The sequence below is a fragment of the Pseudomonas sp. TE4620 genome (assembly GCF_056279045.1).
This window is the reverse complement of the sequence record NZ_JBWBQO010000001.1, coordinates 5,265,001-5,284,425: the sequence shown is the minus strand read 5'-3', so window position 1 is coordinate 5,284,425 and position 19,425 is coordinate 5,265,001. Positions and strand designations below refer to the sequence as shown.

Sequence of the window (19,425 nt, the reverse complement as noted above, 5' to 3'; positions counted from 1 at the left end):
GACTGCGGATACGGACTGACATTCAGAGGGATACCCCATGTTCTACGTGCAACGCGATGCACAGGGCCAACTGGTCCGGGTAGAGGCCGCACCCTACGCCGAATACACGGAGATGCTCCCGGCCGACCATGCCGAGGTCCAGGAGTGGTTTGCCGACGACGTGGTCGAGAACAGCCTCAAGCAGCTCAAACAGAGTGACCTGGACATGATCCGGGTGCTTGAGGACTTGATCGAAGTGCTGACCACCAAAGGCGTGATCAGCATCACCGACCTGCCGCCCGGCGCCCAGGCCAAACTGCTCAGCCGCTCCAATGCCCGCCAGGTGCTGGGCGGGCTGACCAACCTGATCGACGACAGTGAAGAAAACGGCGGCCTGATCTGACCGCTGCAGGCCCGTTGCGGGCCTGCACGTCCTGCTCAACGCCAGGGTGCCGGCTCGCCGACCAGGCGTCCCTGAACCCCCTGAATACCCATCTCGCGCAATACCTTGAGCTCACCTTCAGTCTCGACCCGCTCGGCGATCAGCGGCAAGTCGATGCTGTGCGCTGCGCGCTGGATCGCTTCAATGAACAGGCGCTTGTGCCGTTCGTGGTCGATGGCGCGAATGTAACTGCCATCGATCTTGAGGTAGGCCAGGCCCAGGTGCGCCAGGTTGCCGATCATGCTGAAGCGCCCACCAAAGCGCTGCAGGCTGAGGCTGAAGCCCAGGGCCCGCAGGCGCCGGGTGAGTTGCTCGAGCACGGCCTGTTCCGGCAGTTGCTCTTCGCCGATCTCCAGGGTCAGGCGCGGGCCGAGCACGGCGTTCTGGGCAAGCAGGTCATAGACCCGCTGCAATGCCTTGGGGTCAGCCAGGGTTGCGGCCGACAGGTTCAGCGCCAGGGCTTCCTTGTGGCTGTGCATGTGCTTGAGCACTTGCTCAAGCATCAGCACATCGAGCCGCGCCGACCAGCCAAAACGCTCCAGCCACGGCAGGAAGCGCCCGGCGGCAATGGCCTGGCCCTGGGTATCGAGCACCCGCGAAATGACCTTGTAATGCAACACGCGCTCCGGCGCTTCACAGGCCACTACCGGCTGGAAAAACAACTGGAAACGCCCTTGCTGCAGTGCTTCATCCAGCAAGGAATGCCAGGCGTGGTGGGTATCGGCGGCTTGCGGCGCGGTGCCTTGCTCCAGGCACACCCAGCCCGGCTCCAGCTGGCTCTCGGCGCGGGCCAGGGCCTCGTCGGCGAGCTTGAGCAAGGCCTGCGGATCGTCGCCCGGGCTGTAGGGCGCCATGCCGATGCAGGCAACCGGGGTGACATCGCTGGCGCCGGTGTCGGCCAGGCTCTGCAGGGTCACTTCCAGGGCCTGGGCCAGCTGGATCGCCTCTTCGTGCACCAGCCCCGGCGCCAGCACGGCAAATTCGCCGCCGCGGCTGCGGGTGATCAGGTTGTTGGTTTCCGGGTAGTTGGCGCAAGTGCGTTGCAGTTGCTGGCCGACCGCCTGTAGCAACTGGTCGGTTCGCTGGCCGCCCAGGCGCTGGTTGAGCCCGGCCAGGTCCTTGACCCGCAGCAACAGCAGGTAGCCCGGGCGCGCCTCTTCGAGGTTGCTGACCAAGGCGTTGAGCTGCATCTCGAAATAGCGGCGGTTGGCAAGGCCGGTGAGGCTGTCCTGATACGACTCGACCCGCAGCTTTTCACTGCGCTCGGCCTGCTCCTGGAAAAGCGCCTTGAGCTTTTCGACCATCTGGTTCATGGCCTGCACAACCCGGCGCAGCTCAGGGGTACGCGGCAAATCCGGCAGGCTGAGGAACTCACGCCGGGCAATGGCGTGGGACTGCGCCACCATGTAGTCCAGCGGCTTGAGCTGGCGACGCAGCAGCAAGGCGCCAAGCACCGCACTCAGGGCGCCACACAGCAACAGCCAGCCGAGGCTGCCCAGCGCACTCTGCCAGAGCTTGGCCAGGGCGAACATCGGATGGCTGACCACCTCGACCCGCGCCGCCTGCTGCCAGCCGCGGCTGACGATGGCATCGCCACCGGCCGCCTCCAGGCCGATCAGGCGGATGAACCAGGCCGGCACACCGTTGGGGTCGGGTTCGGCGTGGCGCTCGACCAGCAGGGCGTTGGACGCCGTGTCGATGACCTTGATGCTCGAATAGTAACCACTGTCGAAGATCGAGCTGACCATCAGCTCGACCATCGCCGGGTCGTCGATGTTCGGCGTCAGCGACAGCGCCAGCGCCGTGGCGGCGTCCTGGGCATGGGAGCGCAACTGGTTGACGTACTGGCTGCGTGAGCTCTCCAGGCTGACCATGAAGCTGCCGCTGAAGGCGACTACCAGGAACAGGCAGATGGCAAGCAGCAATTGTTTGAACAGTGACATCTGTGCTCCTTCAGTAAGCCGGCTCGGCGGGGAAGCCTTCGGCCTGCATCTTCTTCAATAGATCCTGCCAGCGCGACAAGCGCTTGGTGTCGCCGACCTTCTTGTTACCACCCGCACCGGTCAGCCACAGGCCTTCACCGTTGAAGGAATACACCGGCAGCAGGTCAGGACGCTGGCTGGCGGGCTTGATCGCATCGATCAGGCTGTCGAGTACCAACGGCATGGCCTCCGGGCTTGAATAATAGGTCAGGACCATGTGCGCGCGGTTCTGGCGCAGGGCCTTGACGTAGGTAATGCGCAGTTTTTCTGCCGGAACCCCGAGGCGCCGCAGGCTGAAGTACTTGGCGATAGCATAGTCTTCGCAGTCACCGGCGCCCTTGATCAGTGACTGTACCGGGGTTGCCCAGTAGTCCACTTCGCGCCACAGGTCGATGTCTTCGACATACCGCAGCTGCTGGTTGAAGAACTGGTTGACCACTTTCAGGCGTTCGGCCTCGCTGCCCTGCTTCTGGGTCGCCAGCAGGTTCTGCCAGGCATCAATGCGGTCCTGGCCAGGCCCCAGCGGGCCATACAACGACTGGGCACGGCGGCTGATCTGGGAGAAGTCCCAATCCGCGTGCAGGCCGCCCAGTAACAGGCAGCCGAGCACCACGGCCAGGCCGAGCCGGCGCAGGGTCAATTGAACAGCCCAACGTATCGCCAATGCGAATAATCCGCGCAGACCTGTGGAAAAACGCCGATGGTGCGGCCTCGACCCGGAAAAAACAATGGCACCTTACAATCATTGCGCCAGCAATCCGTTGACCACGGGCAACCCCCTGTCTGGCGAGGGCTGCAACCCGGCTTCCCTTGAACAAAAACTTCCTTCACGATAGCAAGCGCGCGGCCGTTGATTGCTGTTTACTTAATAAATAAGGGTTGGCGAACGCCGCTATTTGACAAGTATCCCTCCCCTAACTAGTGTTGCTGGATATTGGATCCAATTATTTCACTTCGACTTCAGGCAAAAACAGCGTGGCCGGAAAAACCAGACCCCTGAGCGAAATCCTGGGTGGCGAACAAGTGCCGCCACACCTGGCGCGTAGCGTGATTGAAGAGCGGCTGCGCAGTGCCATCCTCGATGGCCGCCTGCCCCCTGGGCTGGCCTTGCGCCAACAGGAGCTGGCAACCTTGTTCGGTGTCAGCCGCATGCCGGTCCGCGAGGCCTTGCGCCAGCTCGAAGCGCAATCGCTGTTGCAGGTGGTGGCACACAAGGGCGCGGTGGTTGCGCCATTGATCGGCGAAGACGCCGTCGATACCTATGCCTTGCGGGTCATTCTGGAGTCCGAAGCACTACGCCAGTCGATCCCGCTGCTCGATGCCGACGACATTGCCCGGGCGCGCAACTACATCACCCAGCTTGAAACCGAAACCCGGCATGCCGAGATCGGGCGCCTCAACCGCCTGTTCCACATGAGCCTGTACAGCAAGGCACCGAACCAGAAGCTGCTGCGCCTGATTGAAAACGAGCTCAACGAAGAAGAGCGCTTCCTGCGCTTCCACCTGTCATCGATGGGCCTGGGCAAGCTGACCCAGGACGATCACATCGGGCTGGTGGACGCCGCAAACGACAAGTCGGTTGAAGATGCCATCAGGATTCTCGAGCGCCACCTGAACAACGGGGCAAAAGCGATCAAGGCCTACCTGAACAGACCACCGGCAGAGTGAACCCACCGCCATCGCCGGCAATCCCGGCCATTGGCAGCTATTGCGCTCGGGGCACCCCTTGAGCGAAAGGAAAGGCAGTGCACGCTCCTACACTTCAGCGCAGAACCGTATCGGGCTCTGCCCAGCCGCCGCAGATCCGCCTGATCTGCCTTGCCTGCAGCCAGGATCATCTGAGCCAGTACCGTGCCTGGTCGGTGGCGCTCAACGACCATATCGAACTGGTGACCGTCAACGTGCTGGCCTACGGCGACCCGATCCGTTCACTGCCCTTGCACGGCAACCCCACCCTGATCGACTCGCTGATCGAGCGCTTGCAGGTGTACCTGCGTAAACCCCACGCCCTGTTCGGCCAGGGTGCCGGGGCGCAATTGGCCCTGGCTCTGGCCCGGCACACCGAGCAACTGCACCCGGGGCAAACCCGCCACCTGTTTGTCGCCACCAGCGACAGCCCGCAGGCAGACCCGGCCGAAGCGGCCGCCGGGCTCAGCGTGCCGGTCACTGCGCTGTATCCGTCAGGATCGCTGCCGCGCATGCTCGGCTGGCACGACCACAGCGGCCGGGAGATCGAGCTGATCGAACTGCCCGACGCCGCGGGCGATGCGCCGCAACTCAACCAGCGGCTGATTCAAATCATCAACACCCACCTGGGCCTGCTCAGCCTCTGAGCCCTGCAAACGCAGGGATACCCTGCCCTCCAAGGGCGCGCCCGCGCCGCTGATTTGTCTCTTGCTGTTTCAGCCAGCCATGGCGGCTCTTGCATTTTCGGCACACTCTTACCCGCGCAGCGACCGCTGATCGCCCTCAGGCGGGCCAGGTCGTCTGCTTATCGCACACCTGTAGAAGGAGCCGCGCGCCGGGCAAGGACCGATATCGATCAGCTGCCCTCAAGAGTCAATCAGGTCCGACTTTTATTGTTTCAGTGCTCCGAGTGAGGCATTCACTCATGCAGTTTCAATTCTGACACTTGGTTGCCGGAAGGAGCACTTACATGCCAATAAAACTAACTATAAAAGTTTTATTCCGCCCACTTACACTTTAAAAACAATCACTACAAATATAATTAACAAAGTTGTTGCCGAATACTTAAAAGTTGTTCTAACTTTTTAATGGCACGGGCCACCTCAACCGCCAAGTGCCCGTTCACCGAAGAAAACGATGCCAACTGCATCGATACGTCTGCCATTGCGCTGTTATCGAATAATTCAGTCGAGGCCCCTGCTCGGCCGCTGAAAACTTCGCCGCCGCCGATGAAAAGACATTAACCGGATGTTAGCCAGTGACCAGGAAACCCCATGAATACATTGACTTCGCTTCTTATCGCCCGCAAAGCCGAACTTGCCGCACACCCGATCTTTACTGAAATCGATTGTTTGCCGGTATTGCAACGGTTCATGGAAACCCATGTCTTCGCCGTCTGGGATTTCATGTCGCTGACCAAGCGCCTGCAGCAGGAGCTGACCTGTATCCAGTTGCCCTGGCTGCCACCGCTTGACCCGCACGCCGCACGCCTGATCAACGAAATCGTTCTTGGCGAGGAGTCCGACGACCGCCCCGGCCAGGGCCACTACAGTCATTTCGAGCTGTACCTGGACGCCATGCGCGAGGTCGGCGCCAGCACAGCGGCGATCGAGCGCTTCGTCAGCCTGCAGCGTGAAGGCGTGGGTTACGCCAGTGCCCTGCAGCGTGCAGGCGCCAGCGAGGCAGCCCGGCAGTTCGTCTGCCACACGCTGGAAACCGCCCTGGGCGCACCGGCCCATGGTGTCGCAGCAGCCTTTCTGCATGGCCGCGAAAGCGTCATCCCGACCATGTTCCAGCGCATCCTCGATGACTGGGGTATCAGCGGCGAACAGGCGCCCACCTTCCGTTACTACCTGCAGCGGCACATCGAGGTCGATTCCGAAGACCACGGCCCGGCCGCCGAGGCCTTGCTGGCAAGGCTGGTCAAAGGCGACCCGGTGCAACAACGCCAGGTGCTCGAAGCCGCCATTGCCGCCGTCGACAGCCGCATTGCCCTGTGGGACCGCTTGCGCCTGTCGATGCGTGAAAACGTCGTGGAGACCAGCGCATGAACGCCCTCGACTACACCTCCTGTGCCGAGGCCTGGGAGAGCCGGGCGACCATCCGCACCCGGCCACGACGCCTGGTCGAGGATGATCAGCGCCTGATCTACCCGCTCAGCCGCCAGCCGCTGGTGCTCAGCGAAACCTTTGTCCGCGCGTGCCCGCAGCAGCGCGATTTCGCCCTGGCCCAGAGCCTCTACAAGTTCATCAACGACGTGGTGATTTTCGAGACCGAGATCGTCGATCACACCGCCCGGCGGATCGCCAAGGACCGCTTCGCCATTCGCTTTCCGTTCGCCTGCCGCTATGACGCCATGACCGTGGTGGTCGATGAGGACTACCACGCCCTGGTGGCCATGGACTTCATGCACCAGACCATCGCCCTCACCGGCATCGAGCCGATTGCCCTGCCCCGGGAGATCGAGCTGAGCCGGGCGATACCCGCAGCCCTGGCGCTGGCACCGGAACATCTGCGCGACGCCCTTGAGCTGATTTGCGTAGGTATTGCCGAGAACACCCTGACGGACGACGTCGCCGCCTTTGCCCGCGATGACACGGTCAAGCCCTCGGTCAAGGGGCTAATGGCCGACCACCTGCTCGACGAGGGGCGCCACTCGACCTTCTGGGCGCGGTTGGTACGCATCTACTGGCACAGCGCGCCGGAGGCGGATCGCCGGTGCATTGCCGACATCCTCCCGGTGTTCCTCGCCCAGTACCTGACCAACGACATCCAGAAAACCTTCGATTTCAGCCTGATCGAGCACCTGCCGATCAGCGAGACCGCGCGCCAAGCATTGCGCCAGGAGGTAACGGCGATGGCCTACCCGATCGATCACCGGCATCCGCTGCTGGGCAACATCCTGCGCCTGTTCCGCGCCAGCTCGATGCTCGATTCGCCTTGCGTACAACAGGCCCTGGCGCATTACCTGCCCGAACCAAGGAGAGCGCCATGAGACGCCTGCAAATCTGTCTGATCGGCACAAGCCCGGCATTGGCCCTGCTGCACCAGGAACTGCTCGACCATGGGCACGCGCTGTACCTGGCCGATAGCACCGCAGCCTTGCAGCATCGCCCGTGGCCCCGGCCACAGCTGCTCATCGATGATGGCAGCCTGGCGCTGAGTGCCAGCGATTGGCACAGGCTCGGCGACTGCGCGTTGTTGAGCCTGCGCCTGGGGCTCAACCTGCACAGCACTGGCGAACTGCCGACACTTGAGCTGTTGTGCTGGACCGGCACAGCCACCGCGCAGCGGTTGATCGAGCGCCAGCCGCTGGCAGCGGAGGTGTCCGGCAATGGCCAGCAACTGCGCCGGAAGACCATCGACAGCCTGCAGCAAACCCTCGCGCTGCACGTCAGCCGTTTCTCGCGAAACCCCGACTACCTGCAGCAGGCAGCCGCCATCAGCCCCGGGCAGGAGGACCAGCAACAAGGTCTTGGCTGGCTGGAGCAACTGGCCTGGCTGCATCGCTACAACCAGCACGACAGCCTGCCATTGCTGGCAACTGGCGAAGTAGCGCTGATCGAGCGCCTGCAGCAGAGCCTGCAACTTCATGCCGAACGCCCGGCGCTGAACCTCAACGGCCAGCGCATCAGCTATGCCCGACTGCACGCCCAGGCGGTCGCCATCCAGCAATTGATAGCCGGCTTGGCTATTGACGCCGACCCGCCAGTGATTGGCGTTTGCATGGGCAAATCCGCAGCGCTCTACGCCAGCCTGCTCGCGGTATTCGGCTATGGGGCGGTGTACTTGCCGCTGGATCCTGCGCACCCCGCCGAGCGTCTGCGTTACATCCTCAAGAACGCCGGCGCCAGCCTGTTGCTGCATGACGGTCAAGTCCCAGTGGATGACTTGGCTGTGAAAAGCCTCGACCTGCGCCAGGTGCCCGCAGCGTTGGCGCAGCCGTTGCCGTCATTACTGCGCCAGCGACCGGCGCCAGACGCCCCGTGCGTGGCGATCTACACCTCGGGCACCACCGGCCAGCCCAAGGGCGTGCTGCTCAGCCAGCGTAACCTCAGCCACTTCCAGGCCTGGTACAGCGCTCACGTGCAACTCGATGAGCACAGCCGGGCATTGCAGTTTTCGACCATCGGCTTCGATGCCTCGCTGCTGGACATCCTGCCCACCTGGGTCGCCGGCGGCGAACTGGTGGTGCCCACGCAAGACCAGCGCCGCGACCCGGCTCAATTGCTGGCGCTGATGCGCGAACAGCACGTCACCCACGCCTTCCTGCCGCCAGCACTGCTGAGCATCCTGCCGCGCGATCAAACCCTGGAGTTGAAGCACCTGGTCACCGGTGGCGACGTCTGTGAACCGGAGGTGATTGCACGCCTGGCCGGGCAGTGCCAACTGCACAACATCTATGGCCCGACCGAGACCACGGTACTGGCCACCACCCGGGTATTCAACACTGGCGACAACAACCGCAACCTGGGCTGCCCGATCGCCAACACGCGGGTGCTGATCCTCGACGAAAACCTGCAACCGGTGATCGAAAACTGCCCCGGTGAGTTGTATATCGCAGGGCCGGGCGTGGGCTTGGGCTATCTGAACAATCCTGCCCTGAGCAACGAGCGCTTCCTCAACCTCAGCCCAGGCGACAGCAGCCTGTTGCGCGTGTATCGCACCGGCGATATCGGCAAATGGACGGCCGAGGGTATCGAGCTTTGTGGCCGGCGCGACAACCAGGTGAAGATTCGCGGCTTTCGCGTCGAGCCCGAAGAGATCGAGCACTGCCTGCGCAGCAGCGGCCTGTTCCGCCAGGTGGCGGTGATCATCGATGCCCAGCGGCGGATCCTGGCGTTCTGCGCGCAAGCCACCGGTGATGACAGCGAAGCGGCGCTGCGCCAGCACGCCGAGCAAAGGCTGCCCGACTACATGCGCCCGGGTTTCTATCAGCAACTGGCGCAGATGCCCTACACCGCCAACGGCAAAGTTGACCGCCAGGCGCTGGCGGCACTGCCGCTGGGTTTGGCGCCGAGCCGGCATCACTTCGGTCCGCTAACCCCGGTCGAAGCGCAGCTGGTTGGCCTGTGGAGCACGCTGCTGGAACTGCCCGAGCAGGACATTTCCACCGACGCCAGCTTCTTCAGCCTCGGTGGCCATTCGATCCTGCTGTCGCGCCTGTTGCTGGCCATTCGCGAACAGTTCGGCCGCGGCATTGCGATCAACCGCTTTATCGAGATGCCGACAGTGCAACGCCTGGCCACCCTGGTCAGCGGTGAGCAGGCACAGCTGCCTGGCCTCGACCCGCAAGCTGAACGCGACGCCTGCCGCGAACTGGGCTTGCAGGTGCTGCCAGTGGCGCAACTGGGCGATGTGCACAAGGTGATCGTCACCGGCGCCAACAGCTTTCTTGGCGTGCACCTGGTCGAAGCGCTGCTGCAATGGGGCGCCAGCGAAGTGGCCTGCCTGGTGCGCGCCAACGCCAGTCAGTCAGCCGAGCAACGCTTTAGCGCGGCGCTGGTAGAGAACGGCTTGCATGGGCTGGACATGAGCCGGGTGAAAGTCTTCGCCGCCGACCTGCGCCAGCCGCGCCTGGGCCTCGCCGAAGCCGACTACAACTACCTCGACAGCGAGTACGGCGCGCTGTTGCACAACGCCGCGCAGGTCAACCATGTGCTGGATTACCAGAGCCTCGCCGCCGACAACGTCGAGCCGCTGTTCGAGTGCCTGCGCCTGTGCGAAGGCCGGCGCAAGAAGGTCTTCAATTTCATCTCGACCCTGTCGGCGTGCAGCGCCATCGACGCCGACGGCCAGGTCCTCGAACAAGACCCGGCCGCCACCCCGCCGATCTATATCCGCAACGGCTACAACCTGAGCAAATGGGTGGGCGAGCGCATTCTTCAGCGCGCCCGCGCCCAGGGCGTGTGGGTCAACCTGTACCGCCCTGGCAACATCACCTTCGACAGCCGCAATGGCATCTGCCAGCCCCAACGCAACCGGTTGATGCTGATGCTCAAAGGCTCGCTGCAACTCGGCCAGGTGCCGGCGCTGGAGCTCAACTTCGACCTGATGCCGGTGGACTTTCTGGCCCGCTTCATCGCCTTCCACAGCAGCCGCTACCAGCCCGAACGGGCGGTGTTCAACCTGCACAACCCCGAGCCTTTGAGCTGGCGCGATTACGTCTCGGTGTTCCGCGACAGCGGCAGGCCATTCGAGCTGGTCAGCGTTGAGCAGTGGCAGCGGCAGTTGCAGCGGGTCGACCGCGACAACGCCCTGTTCGATGTGCTGGGTTTCTACCTGGACGGCTTTGAGGAAGACATCGGCGACATCTCGCGAATCCAGCACGACAACGCCCGCGCCGGCGTCCAGCGCATGGGCGCCCGTTACCCGCGCAAAACCCCGCAGCTGCTGCAACGCGGCTGCCAGTACCTGCACGACATCGCCTTCATCTGAGCAGCTTCAACCCAACCAGGAGAGACACCATGCAAGCACTCCAACCCGACACACTTATCCACAACCCCGAAGGCTGCCACGTAGTGGCCAGCGTCGAGATCGCCAGCGCTGCCGCCAGCGTCTGGAACATCGTCGGCAACTTTGCCGGCTTCCCGGTGTTCATCCCGGCCCTGGAGCACATCGAGATGACCGGTAGCGGCGTACGCTCGGTGCGCAAGAAGCTGTTCAAGGACGGCAACGTGGTCATCGAGCAGCTCAACAGCCGCGACGACCAGGCCATGTACATGACCTGGAGCCTGATCTACACCAGCCTGAACATCGGCAACCTGTGGGCGGCGATGCAGGTCGAGGCTCTGGGCGAGCGTCAGGCGCGGGCGACCTGGACCATCCAGGCCGAGCCATGGCAAGGCGGCAGCGAGGCAATGCCTGGCTTTCAGGCGTTTTTGCAGGGGTTTGCCGATGAGGCAATGAACAATGTGAAGAATTTGCTGAGTTAAACCCGATCGCGGGGCAAGCCCGCTCCGGCAAGAGCGAGCTTGCCCTGATCAACAGTTGCAAAATATTCCAAGGATGCCAACAATGAGACTAATTATCATTTATGACCCCTTCAGCAGCGCACCTTCATGCCCTCTCGAGAGTCCGTGCACACGCTTTACAGCCATCACCACGGCTGGCTGAACACCTGGCTGCGCAGCAAGCTGGGCAACGCCGCCGATGCCGCGGACCTGGCCCAGGACACTTTCGTGCGCCTGTTGCAGCGGCGTGAACTGTTGGAGCTGAACGCCCCCCGGGCATTCCTGCGTACCATCGCTCGCGGCCTGGTGATCGACCACTGGCGCCGTGAGGAGCTGCAGCGCGCCTACCTCGAAGCCCTGGCGCATCTGCCAGAGGCCGAAGTGCCTTCGCTTGAAACCCGCGAACTGCTGCTGGAGCTGCTTGAGCGCATCGCGCAGATGCTCGACGGCCTCAAGCCGAAAGTGCGTCGCGCGTTTCTCCTGGCCCAGTGCGAAGGCTTGAGCCACAAGGACATTGCCGAACAGATGGGCGTGTCGCTGCGTTCGGTCGAACGCTACGTGGCCGATGCGCTCTATCATTGCTACCTGCTGCGCTACGAGTCAGAGGCGTAAGCCGTCATGACCACCCTCAACCCCGGCCCGCGCGTGGTCAAGCAAGCCATCCACTGGATGCTCAAGCTGCGCGAAAGCGGCCACAACGCGCGGCTGCAGCAGCAATGCGAACAGTGGCGTGCAACCCATCAGGAGCACGAGCTGGCCTGGCAACGAGTGCAGTCGCTGCAGCAGGAACTCAACCTGCGCGCCGTGCCAGGGGCCAGTGTGGCCTTGCAGACCCTTGAGAACAGCAGCCAGCGCCTGCAACGACGCCAGGCCCTGAAGCTGCTCAGCGGCGTGCTGGTGCTCGGCTCGGCGACCTGGCTGGGTAAGGACCTGCAGCTAATCAGCCCCTGGACTGCGGATTTCGCCAGCGCCACCGGCCAGCGTCGCAGCGTGCGCCTGCCCGATGGCTCGCTGCTGCAACTGAACACCAACAGCGCCGCAGACCTTGCCTTTGAGGCCGATCAGCGCCTGATTCGTCTCAAGCACGGCGAGTTGATGCTGACCTGCGCCAAAGACACAAGCACCCCGGCTCGACCGTTGCTGGTCAGCACCCGCGAAGCCTTGCTGCAAGGCTTCGACGGCCGCTTCGTGGTGCGCCAGGACGACGACTGCACCCGCGTCAGCGTCAGCCAGGGCAGCGTCGCCATCCACTCGCCAGGCCCGATGCAATGGATTCACGCCGGCCAGAGCTATCGCCTCGATGCCCGCGGCGCGACCCTGCTGCACAATCAGGACATGGATGCCGGCGCCTGGGCCGAAGGGCTGATCGTCACCCGCGACATGCGCCTGGGTGATTTTCTCGCTGAAGTCGGGCGCTATCGCCATGGCTATGTCAGCTGCGCCGACGACATTGCCGACTTGCGCCTGTCAGGTGTGTTCCGCCTTGCAGACACCGACAAGCTGTTGCAACTGCTGCCACAGACACTGCCGATCAAGGTCAGCTATCGCACCCGCTGGTGGGTGCGCCTGGAACGGCTGGCGTGAAGTGATTTTTTTTTGGCGGGTTTTACCCACGAGTCCGGCTAGGACAGTAAGCGACTCTTTCTGCCCTTACCGACTCTACGGATGCTCCCCATGCGTAATGCTTCGCCCCTGTTGCGGCTCAACAAGAAGAATGATTTTCAACCTTCCTTAGATTCTGCCTGTTCCAGTGTCCTCGGCAAGGCCATCCGCGCCGCGCTGCTCGGCACCGCCCTGGGCATCACTGCGGTGCCGGCAATGACACTTGCATCACCAGCAGGCAGTGTCAGCCAGCAGTACAACATCCCTGCCGGCTCTCTGGATGAGGTGCTCAACCAGTTCGCCCGCCAGGCTCAGATCACCCTGTCGAGCACCCCGCAAATGACCCAAGGCCTGCAGTCGCCGGGCCTGCAAGGCAGCTACGCCACCGACCAGGCGCTGCGCCAGTTGCTCAACGGTTCGGGCCTGGAGGCCCTCAGCCAGGATGGCGGCAGCTATGTGCTGCGGGCTCAGGCACAGGACGCAGCGCTGTCGTTGCCAAGCACCGAAGTGCGTGAGTTCGCCCTGGGTAACGCCCTGGGCAGCATGGAAGGCTACAACGCCACTCACAGCCAGGTTGCGACCAAGACCAGTGCGCCGATCCTGGAAACCTCGCAGTCTGTATCGGTGGTGACCCGTCAGCAAATGGACGACCAGGGCTCGCAGACCGTGGCCCAGGCCATGCGCTACACCCCGGGCGTGCTGACCAACCCTTATGGTGCGACACACCGCTACGACTACGTAGCCATGCGCGGGCTTCAACGACGGCTCTGTGGATAACATCTACCTGGACGGCCTCAAGTCCATGGGTGACAGCGGCACCTACAGCACCATGCAGGTCGATCCGTACTTTCTTGAGCGCGTGGACATCCTCAAGGGGCCATCTTCGGTGCTCTATGGCCGCAGCTCACCCGGCGGCCTGGTCGCCCTGACCAGCAAGAAGCCACTGTACGAGGCCTACCATCAGGTACAGGCCACCGTTGGCACCCAGGGCCAGCGTGGTGTCGGTTTCGACTTCAGCGGCCCGCTGGATGACGACAAGCGCATCGCCTACCGTCTGGTGGGCCTGGCCGATCAGTCCGACACCCAGTTCGACCACAACGAGGAAAAACGCTTCGCCCTGGCCCCGACTGTCAGCATCAATTTCAGCGAAGACACCTCGCTGACCCTGCAGGCCTACCTGCAGCACGACCCCGACGGCGGCTATCACGGCGGCGTGCCGGCCGATGGCGCGCTGCACCAGCGCAATGGCCAGCGCATCTCCGATCACTTCTTCGAAGGCGAGCCGGGTGTCGACCGCTACGAGCGCGACCAGCAGTCGTTCGGCTATCAGTTCGAGCATCGCTTCAACGACGTCTTCACCGCGCGGCAGAACTTCCGCTACCTGGACTCGACGGTGAAAATGGACCAGGTGTATGCCTGGGGCTGGACCACACCGACCAGCAACGAGCTGAACCGCTACTACACCGGCGGCGATGAAAAGCTCCACGCGTACATCATCGACAACATGCTCCAGGCCGAATACTTCACCGGCAGTGCCAAGCACACCACCCTGCTGGGCCTGGACTATCAGCGGCGCAAAACCGTGGTCGACTGGCGCAGTGGCTCGCTGGCGCCGATCAACGCCTTCGACCCGCAGTACGGCAACTCGAAAATCACCTACTACAACCCCACCAGCTACCTGCGTCGGCTGCAGCAGACCGGCGTGTACCTGCAGGACCTGATCGAGCTCGACCAGTGGCGCTTCTCCCTGGGCCTGCGTCAGGACTGGGTGAAGACCTCGGACGAGAACCGTATCGCCGAAGCCAGCCGCCCGCTGGGCACCAGGATCAGCGACCAGCGCACCAAACTGACCGGCCGCGCCGGCGTGCTGTACCTGTTCGAAAACGGCATTGCGCCGTACATCAGCTATTCCGAGTCGTTCAACCCCAACTCCTACGCCGACCAGGCCGGCAATCCGCTGGCGCCGACCGAGGGCACCCAGTGGGAAGCCGGCATCAAGTACCAGCCACCGGGCACTGACAACCTGTTTACCGCTTCGGTGTTCCGCATCGAGCAGGAGAACCTGGCCTCCAAGCTGCCGCAGGAAGAGTTCTATCGTCCTGTAGGCCAGGTCCGTTCCCAGGGCCTGGAGCTGGAAGCCCACATGCAGGTCACCGACAACCTGAAAGTCCTCGGCAGCTACACCTTCACCGACATCGAGTACGCCAAGTCGATGCCAAGCACGCTGTTCGGCAGCGACCTCGACAACAAGGGCAACTCGCCAACCCAGGCACCGCGACACATGGCCTCGCTGTGGGCTGACTACAACTTCCGCCAGGGCGCCCTCGACGGCCTGCGCCTGGGCGGCGGTGTGCGTTATGTCGGCTACAGCTGGGTGGATGCCGAGAACACCATGAAGGTGCCCTCCTACACCCTGTTCGACGCGTCGGTTGGCTATGACCTGGGCAAGGTCGGGCTCAAGGGCGTGGATGTGCGGCTCAATGCCAACAACCTCACCAATGAGAGCTACATCGCCTCCTGTGCCAGCCTGAGTTACTGCTACATGGGCGAAGAGCGCAATGTCAGCGCCACGGTCAGCTACCAGTTCTGACCTCACCTGTATGAACGCCAAAGCCAGCACCTGATTCCGGGGGCTGGCTTTGTTGTATCTGGCGACTTATTCCGGACCTTTACCCATGCGTCAGCTTTACGTACTGCTTCACCGCTACCTTGGCCTGATCACTGCGCTGTTTTTGGCCATGGCGGGCCTAACCGGCAGCGTCCTGGCCTTTCATCACGAACTGGATGAATGGCTCAACCCGTCCTTCTATGAAGCGCCCACCGTGGGTGAACGCCGGCAACCCGGGGTGCTTGTGGATAAGTTGCAGGCCGAGCATCCGCGCCTGCAAGTCTGGTACATGGAATACCCGAACGAGCCCGGGCATGCGGCGCTGCTGGCCATGGTGCCGCGCAATGACCCAGCCAGCGGCGAGCCCTATGCCGAGAAGAACACGGTGTTCTATCTCGACCCCGTCAGTGGGTTGACCCTGGGCCAGCGCTACTGGGGTGAATGCTGTTTCTCCCGCGAGAACTTCATGCCGTTCATGCTCGAGCTGCATTACAGCCTGACCCTGCCCGGCAACTGGGGGATTCTGCTGATGGGTGTGGTGGCGATCATGTGGGTAATCGACTGCTTTATCGCCGTGCTGCTGACCTTGCCTCGTGGGCGGCCGTTCTGGGGCAAGTGGGCGAAAGCCTGGAAGATCAAGGGTGGCCATGCCTATCGGCTGAACATGGATATCCACAGGGCGGGCGGTTTGTGGTTGTGGCTGTTGCTGCTGCCGATTGCGATCAGCAGCGTGGCGATGAACCTGCCGGCCCAGGTGTTCAAACCGGCGGTGTCACTGTTTTCACCGATTGAGCCAAGCGTCTATGAAGCCCGTGGCGGGTTACCCAAGGAACAACTGGGGGTGACCCAGCTGAACTATCAACAGGCCTACCAGCTGGCGCAGCAGGAAGGTCAGCGGCTGGGGCTAACGGCACCGATCGGTGAGCTGTACTACAGCTTCGAGTACAACTTCTATGGTGCGGGGTTTGGCCAGCACGATACCGATGCCCAGGGTAAGTCCTGGTTGTTCTTCCACGGCACTGACGGGCATTTGCTGGGCAAGGAGATTGCCGGGCAAGGCACCTTGGGGGAACGCTTTTACCGCTTGCAGTTACCCATACATGGCGGGCGCATCATCGGCATGGCCGGCCAGGTGTTGATTGCAGTGTTGGGAGTGATGATTGCGGTGCTGTCGCTGACCGGGGTGTATATCTGGTGGCGCAAGTTGCAGGCGCGGCGCAGTGGCAAGGTGCGAAGAGCTGGGTAAGTCAGCGGCTGTTCTGGGGCTGCTATGCAGCCCATCGCTGGCAAGGCCAGCTCCCGACAGGTCCCTGAAAGACAAAACCCCTGTCTGCAGGGCAGACAGGGGTTTCGGAATGAATCTTGACGATGACCTACTCTCACATGGGGAAACCCCACACTACCATCGGCGATGCATCGTTTCACTGCTGAGTTCGGGATGGGATCAGGTGGTTCCAATGCTCTATGGTCGTCAAGAAATTCTGTGTGCCGATCCGTCTGTTGCGACGTGCCAGCGAATTCTTGATGCTTCTACCTTAAAGACAAAACCCCTACCTGCATATGCAGATAGGGGTTTCGGAATTTAATCTTGACGATGACCTACTCTCACATGGGGAAACCCCACACTACCATCGGCGATGCATCGTTTCACTGCTGAGTTCGGGATGGGATCAGGTGGTTCCAATGCTCTATGGTCGTCAAGAAATTCTGTTGCCAGAAGGTCTTGTTAGACACTCCAGCGAATCGGGTATGTGATGTTTGTGAGTTACAAATCTTCGGCTGTGCAGTCTTCACAACACCGCAATCTGGCTTTCGCTCAAATTGCTTGGGTGTTATATGGTCAAGCCTCACGGGCAATTAGTATTGGTTAGCTCAACGCCTCACAGCGCTTACACACCCAACCTATCAACGTCGTAGTCTTCGACGGCCCTTCAGGGAGCTCAAGGCTCCAGTGAGATCTCATCTTGAGGCAAGTTTCCCGCTTAGATGCTTTCAGCGGTTATCTCTTCCGAACATAGCTACCCGGCAATGCCACTGGCGTGACAACCGGAACACCAGAGGTTCGTCCACTCCGGTCCTCTCGTACTAGGAGCAGCCCCTCTCAAATCTCAAACGTCCACGGCAGATAGGGACCGAACTGTCTCACGACGTTCTAAACCCAGCTCGCGTACCACTTTAAATGGCGAACAGCCATACCCTTGGGACCGGCTTCAGCCCCAGGATGTGATGAGCCGACATCGAGGTGCCAAACACCGCCGTCGATATGAACTCTTGGGCGGTATCAGCCTGTTATCCCCGGAGTACCTTTTATCCGTTGAGCGATGGCCCTTCCATACAGAACCACCGGATCACTAAGACCTACTTTCGTACCTGCTCGACGTGTCTGTCTCGCAGTCAAGCGCGCTTTTGCCTTTATACTCTACGACCGATTTCCGACCGGTCTGAGCGCACCTTCGTACTCCTCCGTTACTCTTTAGGAGGAGACCGCCCCAGTCAAACTACCCACCATACACTGTCCTCGATCCGGATAACGGACCTGAGTTAGAACCTCAAAGTTGCCAGGGTGGTATTTCAAGGATGGCTCCACGCGAACTGGCGTCCACGCTTCAAAGCCTCCCACCTATCCTACACAAGCAAATTCAAAGTCCAGTGCAAAGCTATAGTAAAGGTTCACGGGGTCTTTCCGTCTAGCCGCGGATACACTGCATCTTCACAGCGATTTCAATTTCACTGAGTCTCGGGTGGAGACAGCGCCGCCATCGTTACGCCATTCGTGCAGGTCGGAACTTACCCGACAAGGAATTTCGCTACCTTAGGACCGTTATAGTTACGGCCGCCGTTTACCGGGGCTTCGATCAAGAGCTTCGCGTTAGCTAACCCCATCAATTAACCTTCCGGCACCGGGCAGGCGTCACACCCTATACGTCCACTTTCGTGTTTGCAGAGTGCTGTGTTTTTAATAAACAGTCGCAGCGGCCTGGTATCTTCGACCGGCATGGGCTTACGGAGCAAGTCCTTCACCCTCACCGGCGCACCTTCTCCCGAAGTTACGGTGCCATTTTGCCTAGTTCCTTCACCCGAGTTCTCTCAAGCGCCTTGGTATTCTCTACCCAACCACCTGTGTCGGTTTGGGGTACGGTTCCTGGTTATCTGAAGCTTAGAAGCTTTTCTTGGAAGCATGGCATCAACCACTTCGTCGCCTAATGGCAACTCGTCATCAGCTCTCGGCCTTAAGATCCCGGATTTACCTAAGATCTCAGCCTACCACCTTAAACTTGGACAACCAACGCCAAGCTGGCCTAGCCTTCTCCGTCCCTCCATCGCAATAACCAGAAGTACAGGAATATTAACCTGTTTTCCATCGACTACGCTTTTCAGCCTCGCCTTAGGGACCGACTAACCCTGCGTCGATTAACGTTGCGCAGGAAACCTTGGTCTTTCGGCGTGGGAGTTTTTCACTCCCATTGTCGTTACTCATGTCAGCATTCGCACTTCTGATACCTCCAGCAAGCTTCTCAACTCACCTTCACAGGCTTACAGAACGCTCCTCTACCGCATCACCTAAGTGATACCCGTAGCTTCGGTGTATGGTTTGAGCCCCGTTACATCTTCCGCGCAGGCCGACTCGACTAGTGAGCTATTACGCTTTCTTTAAAGGGTGGCTGCTTCTAAGCCAACCTCCTAGCTGTCTAAGCCTTCCCACATCGTTTCCCACTTAACCATAACTTTGGGACCTTAGCTGACGGTCTGGGTTGTTTCCCTTTTCACGACGGACGTTAGCACCCGCCGTGTGTCTCCCATGCTCGGCACTTGTAGGTATTCGGAGTTTGCATCGGTTTGGTAAGTCGGGATGACCCCCTAGCCGAAACAGTGCTCTACCCCCTACAGTGATACATGAGGCGCTACCTAAATAGCTTTCGAGGAGAACCAGCTATCTCCGAGCTTGATTAGCCTTTCACTCCGATCCACAGGTCATCCGCTAACTTTTCAACGGTAGTCGGTTCGGTCCTCCAGTCAGTGTTACCTAACCTTCAACCTGCCCATGGATAGATCGCCCGGTTTCGGGTCTATACCCAGCGACTAAACGCCCTATTAAGACTCGCTTTCGCTACGCCTCCCCTATTCGGTTAAGCTCGCCACTGAATATAAGTCGCTGACCCATTATACAAAAGG

At 61.3% G+C, this 19,425-nt stretch carries 12 protein-coding genes, 3 rRNA genes and 1 pseudogene (1 of these 16 only partly in view); 11 read left to right on the top strand and 5 right to left on the bottom strand.

From position 1 onward, the window contains the following. The first annotated feature begins 37 nt into the window (after window positions 1–37). The gene (locus ACZ9A3_RS24605; protein WP_045197926.1) at window positions 38–382 is read left to right on the top strand and encodes a hypothetical protein; all 345 of its coding nucleotides are present in this window, start codon (window positions 38–40) and stop codon (window positions 380–382) included. Window positions 383–417: 35 nt separating this feature from the next. On the opposite strand, the gene lapD is transcribed toward ACZ9A3_RS24605, so the two are convergent. Continuing rightward, window positions 418–2,364 (bottom strand): cyclic di-GMP receptor LapD, encoded by a 1,947-nt coding sequence (lapD, locus tag ACZ9A3_RS24600; protein ID WP_123564718.1) that lies wholly within the window; start codon window positions 2,362–2,364, stop codon window positions 418–420. A gap of 10 nt (window positions 2,365–2,374) precedes the next feature. Beyond that, entirely contained in the window at window positions 2,375–3,067 is a 693-nt protein-coding gene (lapG, locus tag ACZ9A3_RS24595) for a cysteine protease LapG (RefSeq protein WP_093377486.1), read from the bottom strand. Between the two features lie 311 nt (window positions 3,068–3,378). Between lapG and ACZ9A3_RS24590 the strand changes: the two genes are divergently transcribed. The 10 genes and pseudogenes from ACZ9A3_RS24590 (at window position 3,379) to ACZ9A3_RS24545 (ending at window position 16,498) form a co-directional block, all read left to right on the top strand. Then, the gene (locus tag ACZ9A3_RS24590) at window positions 3,379–4,071 is read left to right on the top strand and encodes a GntR family transcriptional regulator (protein ID WP_045197932.1); all 693 of its coding nucleotides are present in this window, start codon (window positions 3,379–3,381) and stop codon (window positions 4,069–4,071) included. Between the two features lie 77 nt (window positions 4,072–4,148). Continuing rightward, a complete protein-coding gene (locus tag ACZ9A3_RS24585; RefSeq protein WP_123564717.1) occupies window positions 4,149–4,736 on the top strand; it encodes a thioesterase domain-containing protein in 588 nt (195 codons plus the stop codon). A gap of 627 nt (window positions 4,737–5,363) precedes the next feature. Further along, the gene (locus ACZ9A3_RS24580; RefSeq protein ID WP_093377496.1) at window positions 5,364–6,140 is read left to right on the top strand and encodes a DUF3050 domain-containing protein; all 777 of its coding nucleotides are present in this window, start codon (window positions 5,364–5,366) and stop codon (window positions 6,138–6,140) included. Continuing rightward, window positions 6,137–7,084 (top strand): diiron oxygenase, encoded by a 948-nt coding sequence (locus tag ACZ9A3_RS24575; protein ID WP_476253215.1) that lies wholly within the window; start codon window positions 6,137–6,139, stop codon window positions 7,082–7,084. Before ACZ9A3_RS24580 ends, ACZ9A3_RS24575 begins: the two co-directional genes overlap by 4 nt. Next, entirely contained in the window at window positions 7,081–10,527 is a 3,447-nt protein-coding gene (locus tag ACZ9A3_RS24570; protein WP_476253214.1) for an amino acid adenylation domain-containing protein, read from the top strand. The genes ACZ9A3_RS24575 and ACZ9A3_RS24570 overlap by 4 nt, the downstream gene beginning before the upstream one ends. 29 nt (window positions 10,528–10,556) lie before the next feature. Further along, on the top strand, window positions 10,557–11,024 hold the full coding sequence (locus ACZ9A3_RS24565) for an SRPBCC family protein (protein WP_476253213.1): 468 nt from the start codon (window positions 10,557–10,559) through the stop codon (window positions 11,022–11,024). A gap of 126 nt (window positions 11,025–11,150) precedes the next feature. Continuing rightward, window positions 11,151–11,654: a sigma-70 family RNA polymerase sigma factor gene (locus ACZ9A3_RS24560; protein WP_093377508.1), complete on the top strand. Its 504-nt coding sequence runs from the start codon at window positions 11,151–11,153 to the stop codon at window positions 11,652–11,654. 6 nt (window positions 11,655–11,660) lie between these two features. Beyond that, window positions 11,661–12,626: a FecR domain-containing protein gene (locus ACZ9A3_RS24555; RefSeq protein ID WP_213602784.1), complete on the top strand. Its 966-nt coding sequence runs from the start codon at window positions 11,661–11,663 to the stop codon at window positions 12,624–12,626. Window positions 12,627–12,716: 90 nt separating this feature from the next. Beyond that, window positions 12,717–15,234 (top strand): annotated as a pseudogene (locus tag ACZ9A3_RS24550) (TonB-dependent siderophore receptor). An 85-nt stretch (window positions 15,235–15,319) separates the two neighbouring features. After that, the gene (locus tag ACZ9A3_RS24545; RefSeq protein ID WP_476253212.1) at window positions 15,320–16,498 is read left to right on the top strand and encodes a PepSY-associated TM helix domain-containing protein; all 1,179 of its coding nucleotides are present in this window, start codon (window positions 15,320–15,322) and stop codon (window positions 16,496–16,498) included. Between the two features lie 114 nt (window positions 16,499–16,612). Here the strand turns inward: ACZ9A3_RS24545 and rrf (ACZ9A3_RS24540) are convergent. From rrf (ACZ9A3_RS24540) to ACZ9A3_RS24530, 3 genes are all read right to left on the bottom strand, one after another. Continuing rightward, window positions 16,613–16,728: ribosomal RNA gene (gene rrf / locus ACZ9A3_RS24540) — 5S ribosomal RNA — on the bottom strand. A 110-nt stretch (window positions 16,729–16,838) separates the two neighbouring features. Then, window positions 16,839–16,954: ribosomal RNA gene (gene rrf, locus ACZ9A3_RS24535) — 5S ribosomal RNA — on the bottom strand. 134 nt (window positions 16,955–17,088) lie between these two features. After that, window positions 17,089–19,425, bottom strand: a 23S ribosomal RNA gene (locus ACZ9A3_RS24530) (it continues 553 nt past the right edge of the window).

Bases quoted from the DNA above. Each gene is read 5' to 3' on its own strand.
- lapD (WP_123564718.1), bottom strand. From the start codon at position 2,364: ATGTCACTGTTCAAACAATTGCTGCTTGCCATCTGCCTGTTCCTGGTA.
- ACZ9A3_RS24565 (WP_476253213.1), top strand. From the start codon at position 10,557: ATGCAAGCACTCCAACCCGACACACTTATCCACAACCCCGAAGGCTGC.
- ACZ9A3_RS24580 (WP_093377496.1), top strand. From the start codon at position 5,364: ATGAATACATTGACTTCGCTTCTTATCGCCCGCAAAGCCGAACTTGCC.
- ACZ9A3_RS24560 (WP_093377508.1), top strand. From the start codon at position 11,151: ATGCCCTCTCGAGAGTCCGTGCACACGCTTTACAGCCATCACCACGGC.
- ACZ9A3_RS24570 (WP_476253214.1), top strand. From the start codon at position 7,081: ATGAGACGCCTGCAAATCTGTCTGATCGGCACAAGCCCGGCATTGGCC.
- ACZ9A3_RS24605 (WP_045197926.1), top strand. From the start codon at position 38: ATGTTCTACGTGCAACGCGATGCACAGGGCCAACTGGTCCGGGTAGAG.
- ACZ9A3_RS24555 (WP_213602784.1), top strand. From the start codon at position 11,661: ATGACCACCCTCAACCCCGGCCCGCGCGTGGTCAAGCAAGCCATCCAC.
- ACZ9A3_RS24575 (WP_476253215.1), top strand. From the start codon at position 6,137: ATGAACGCCCTCGACTACACCTCCTGTGCCGAGGCCTGGGAGAGCCGG.
- ACZ9A3_RS24545 (WP_476253212.1), top strand. From the start codon at position 15,320: ATGCGTCAGCTTTACGTACTGCTTCACCGCTACCTTGGCCTGATCACT.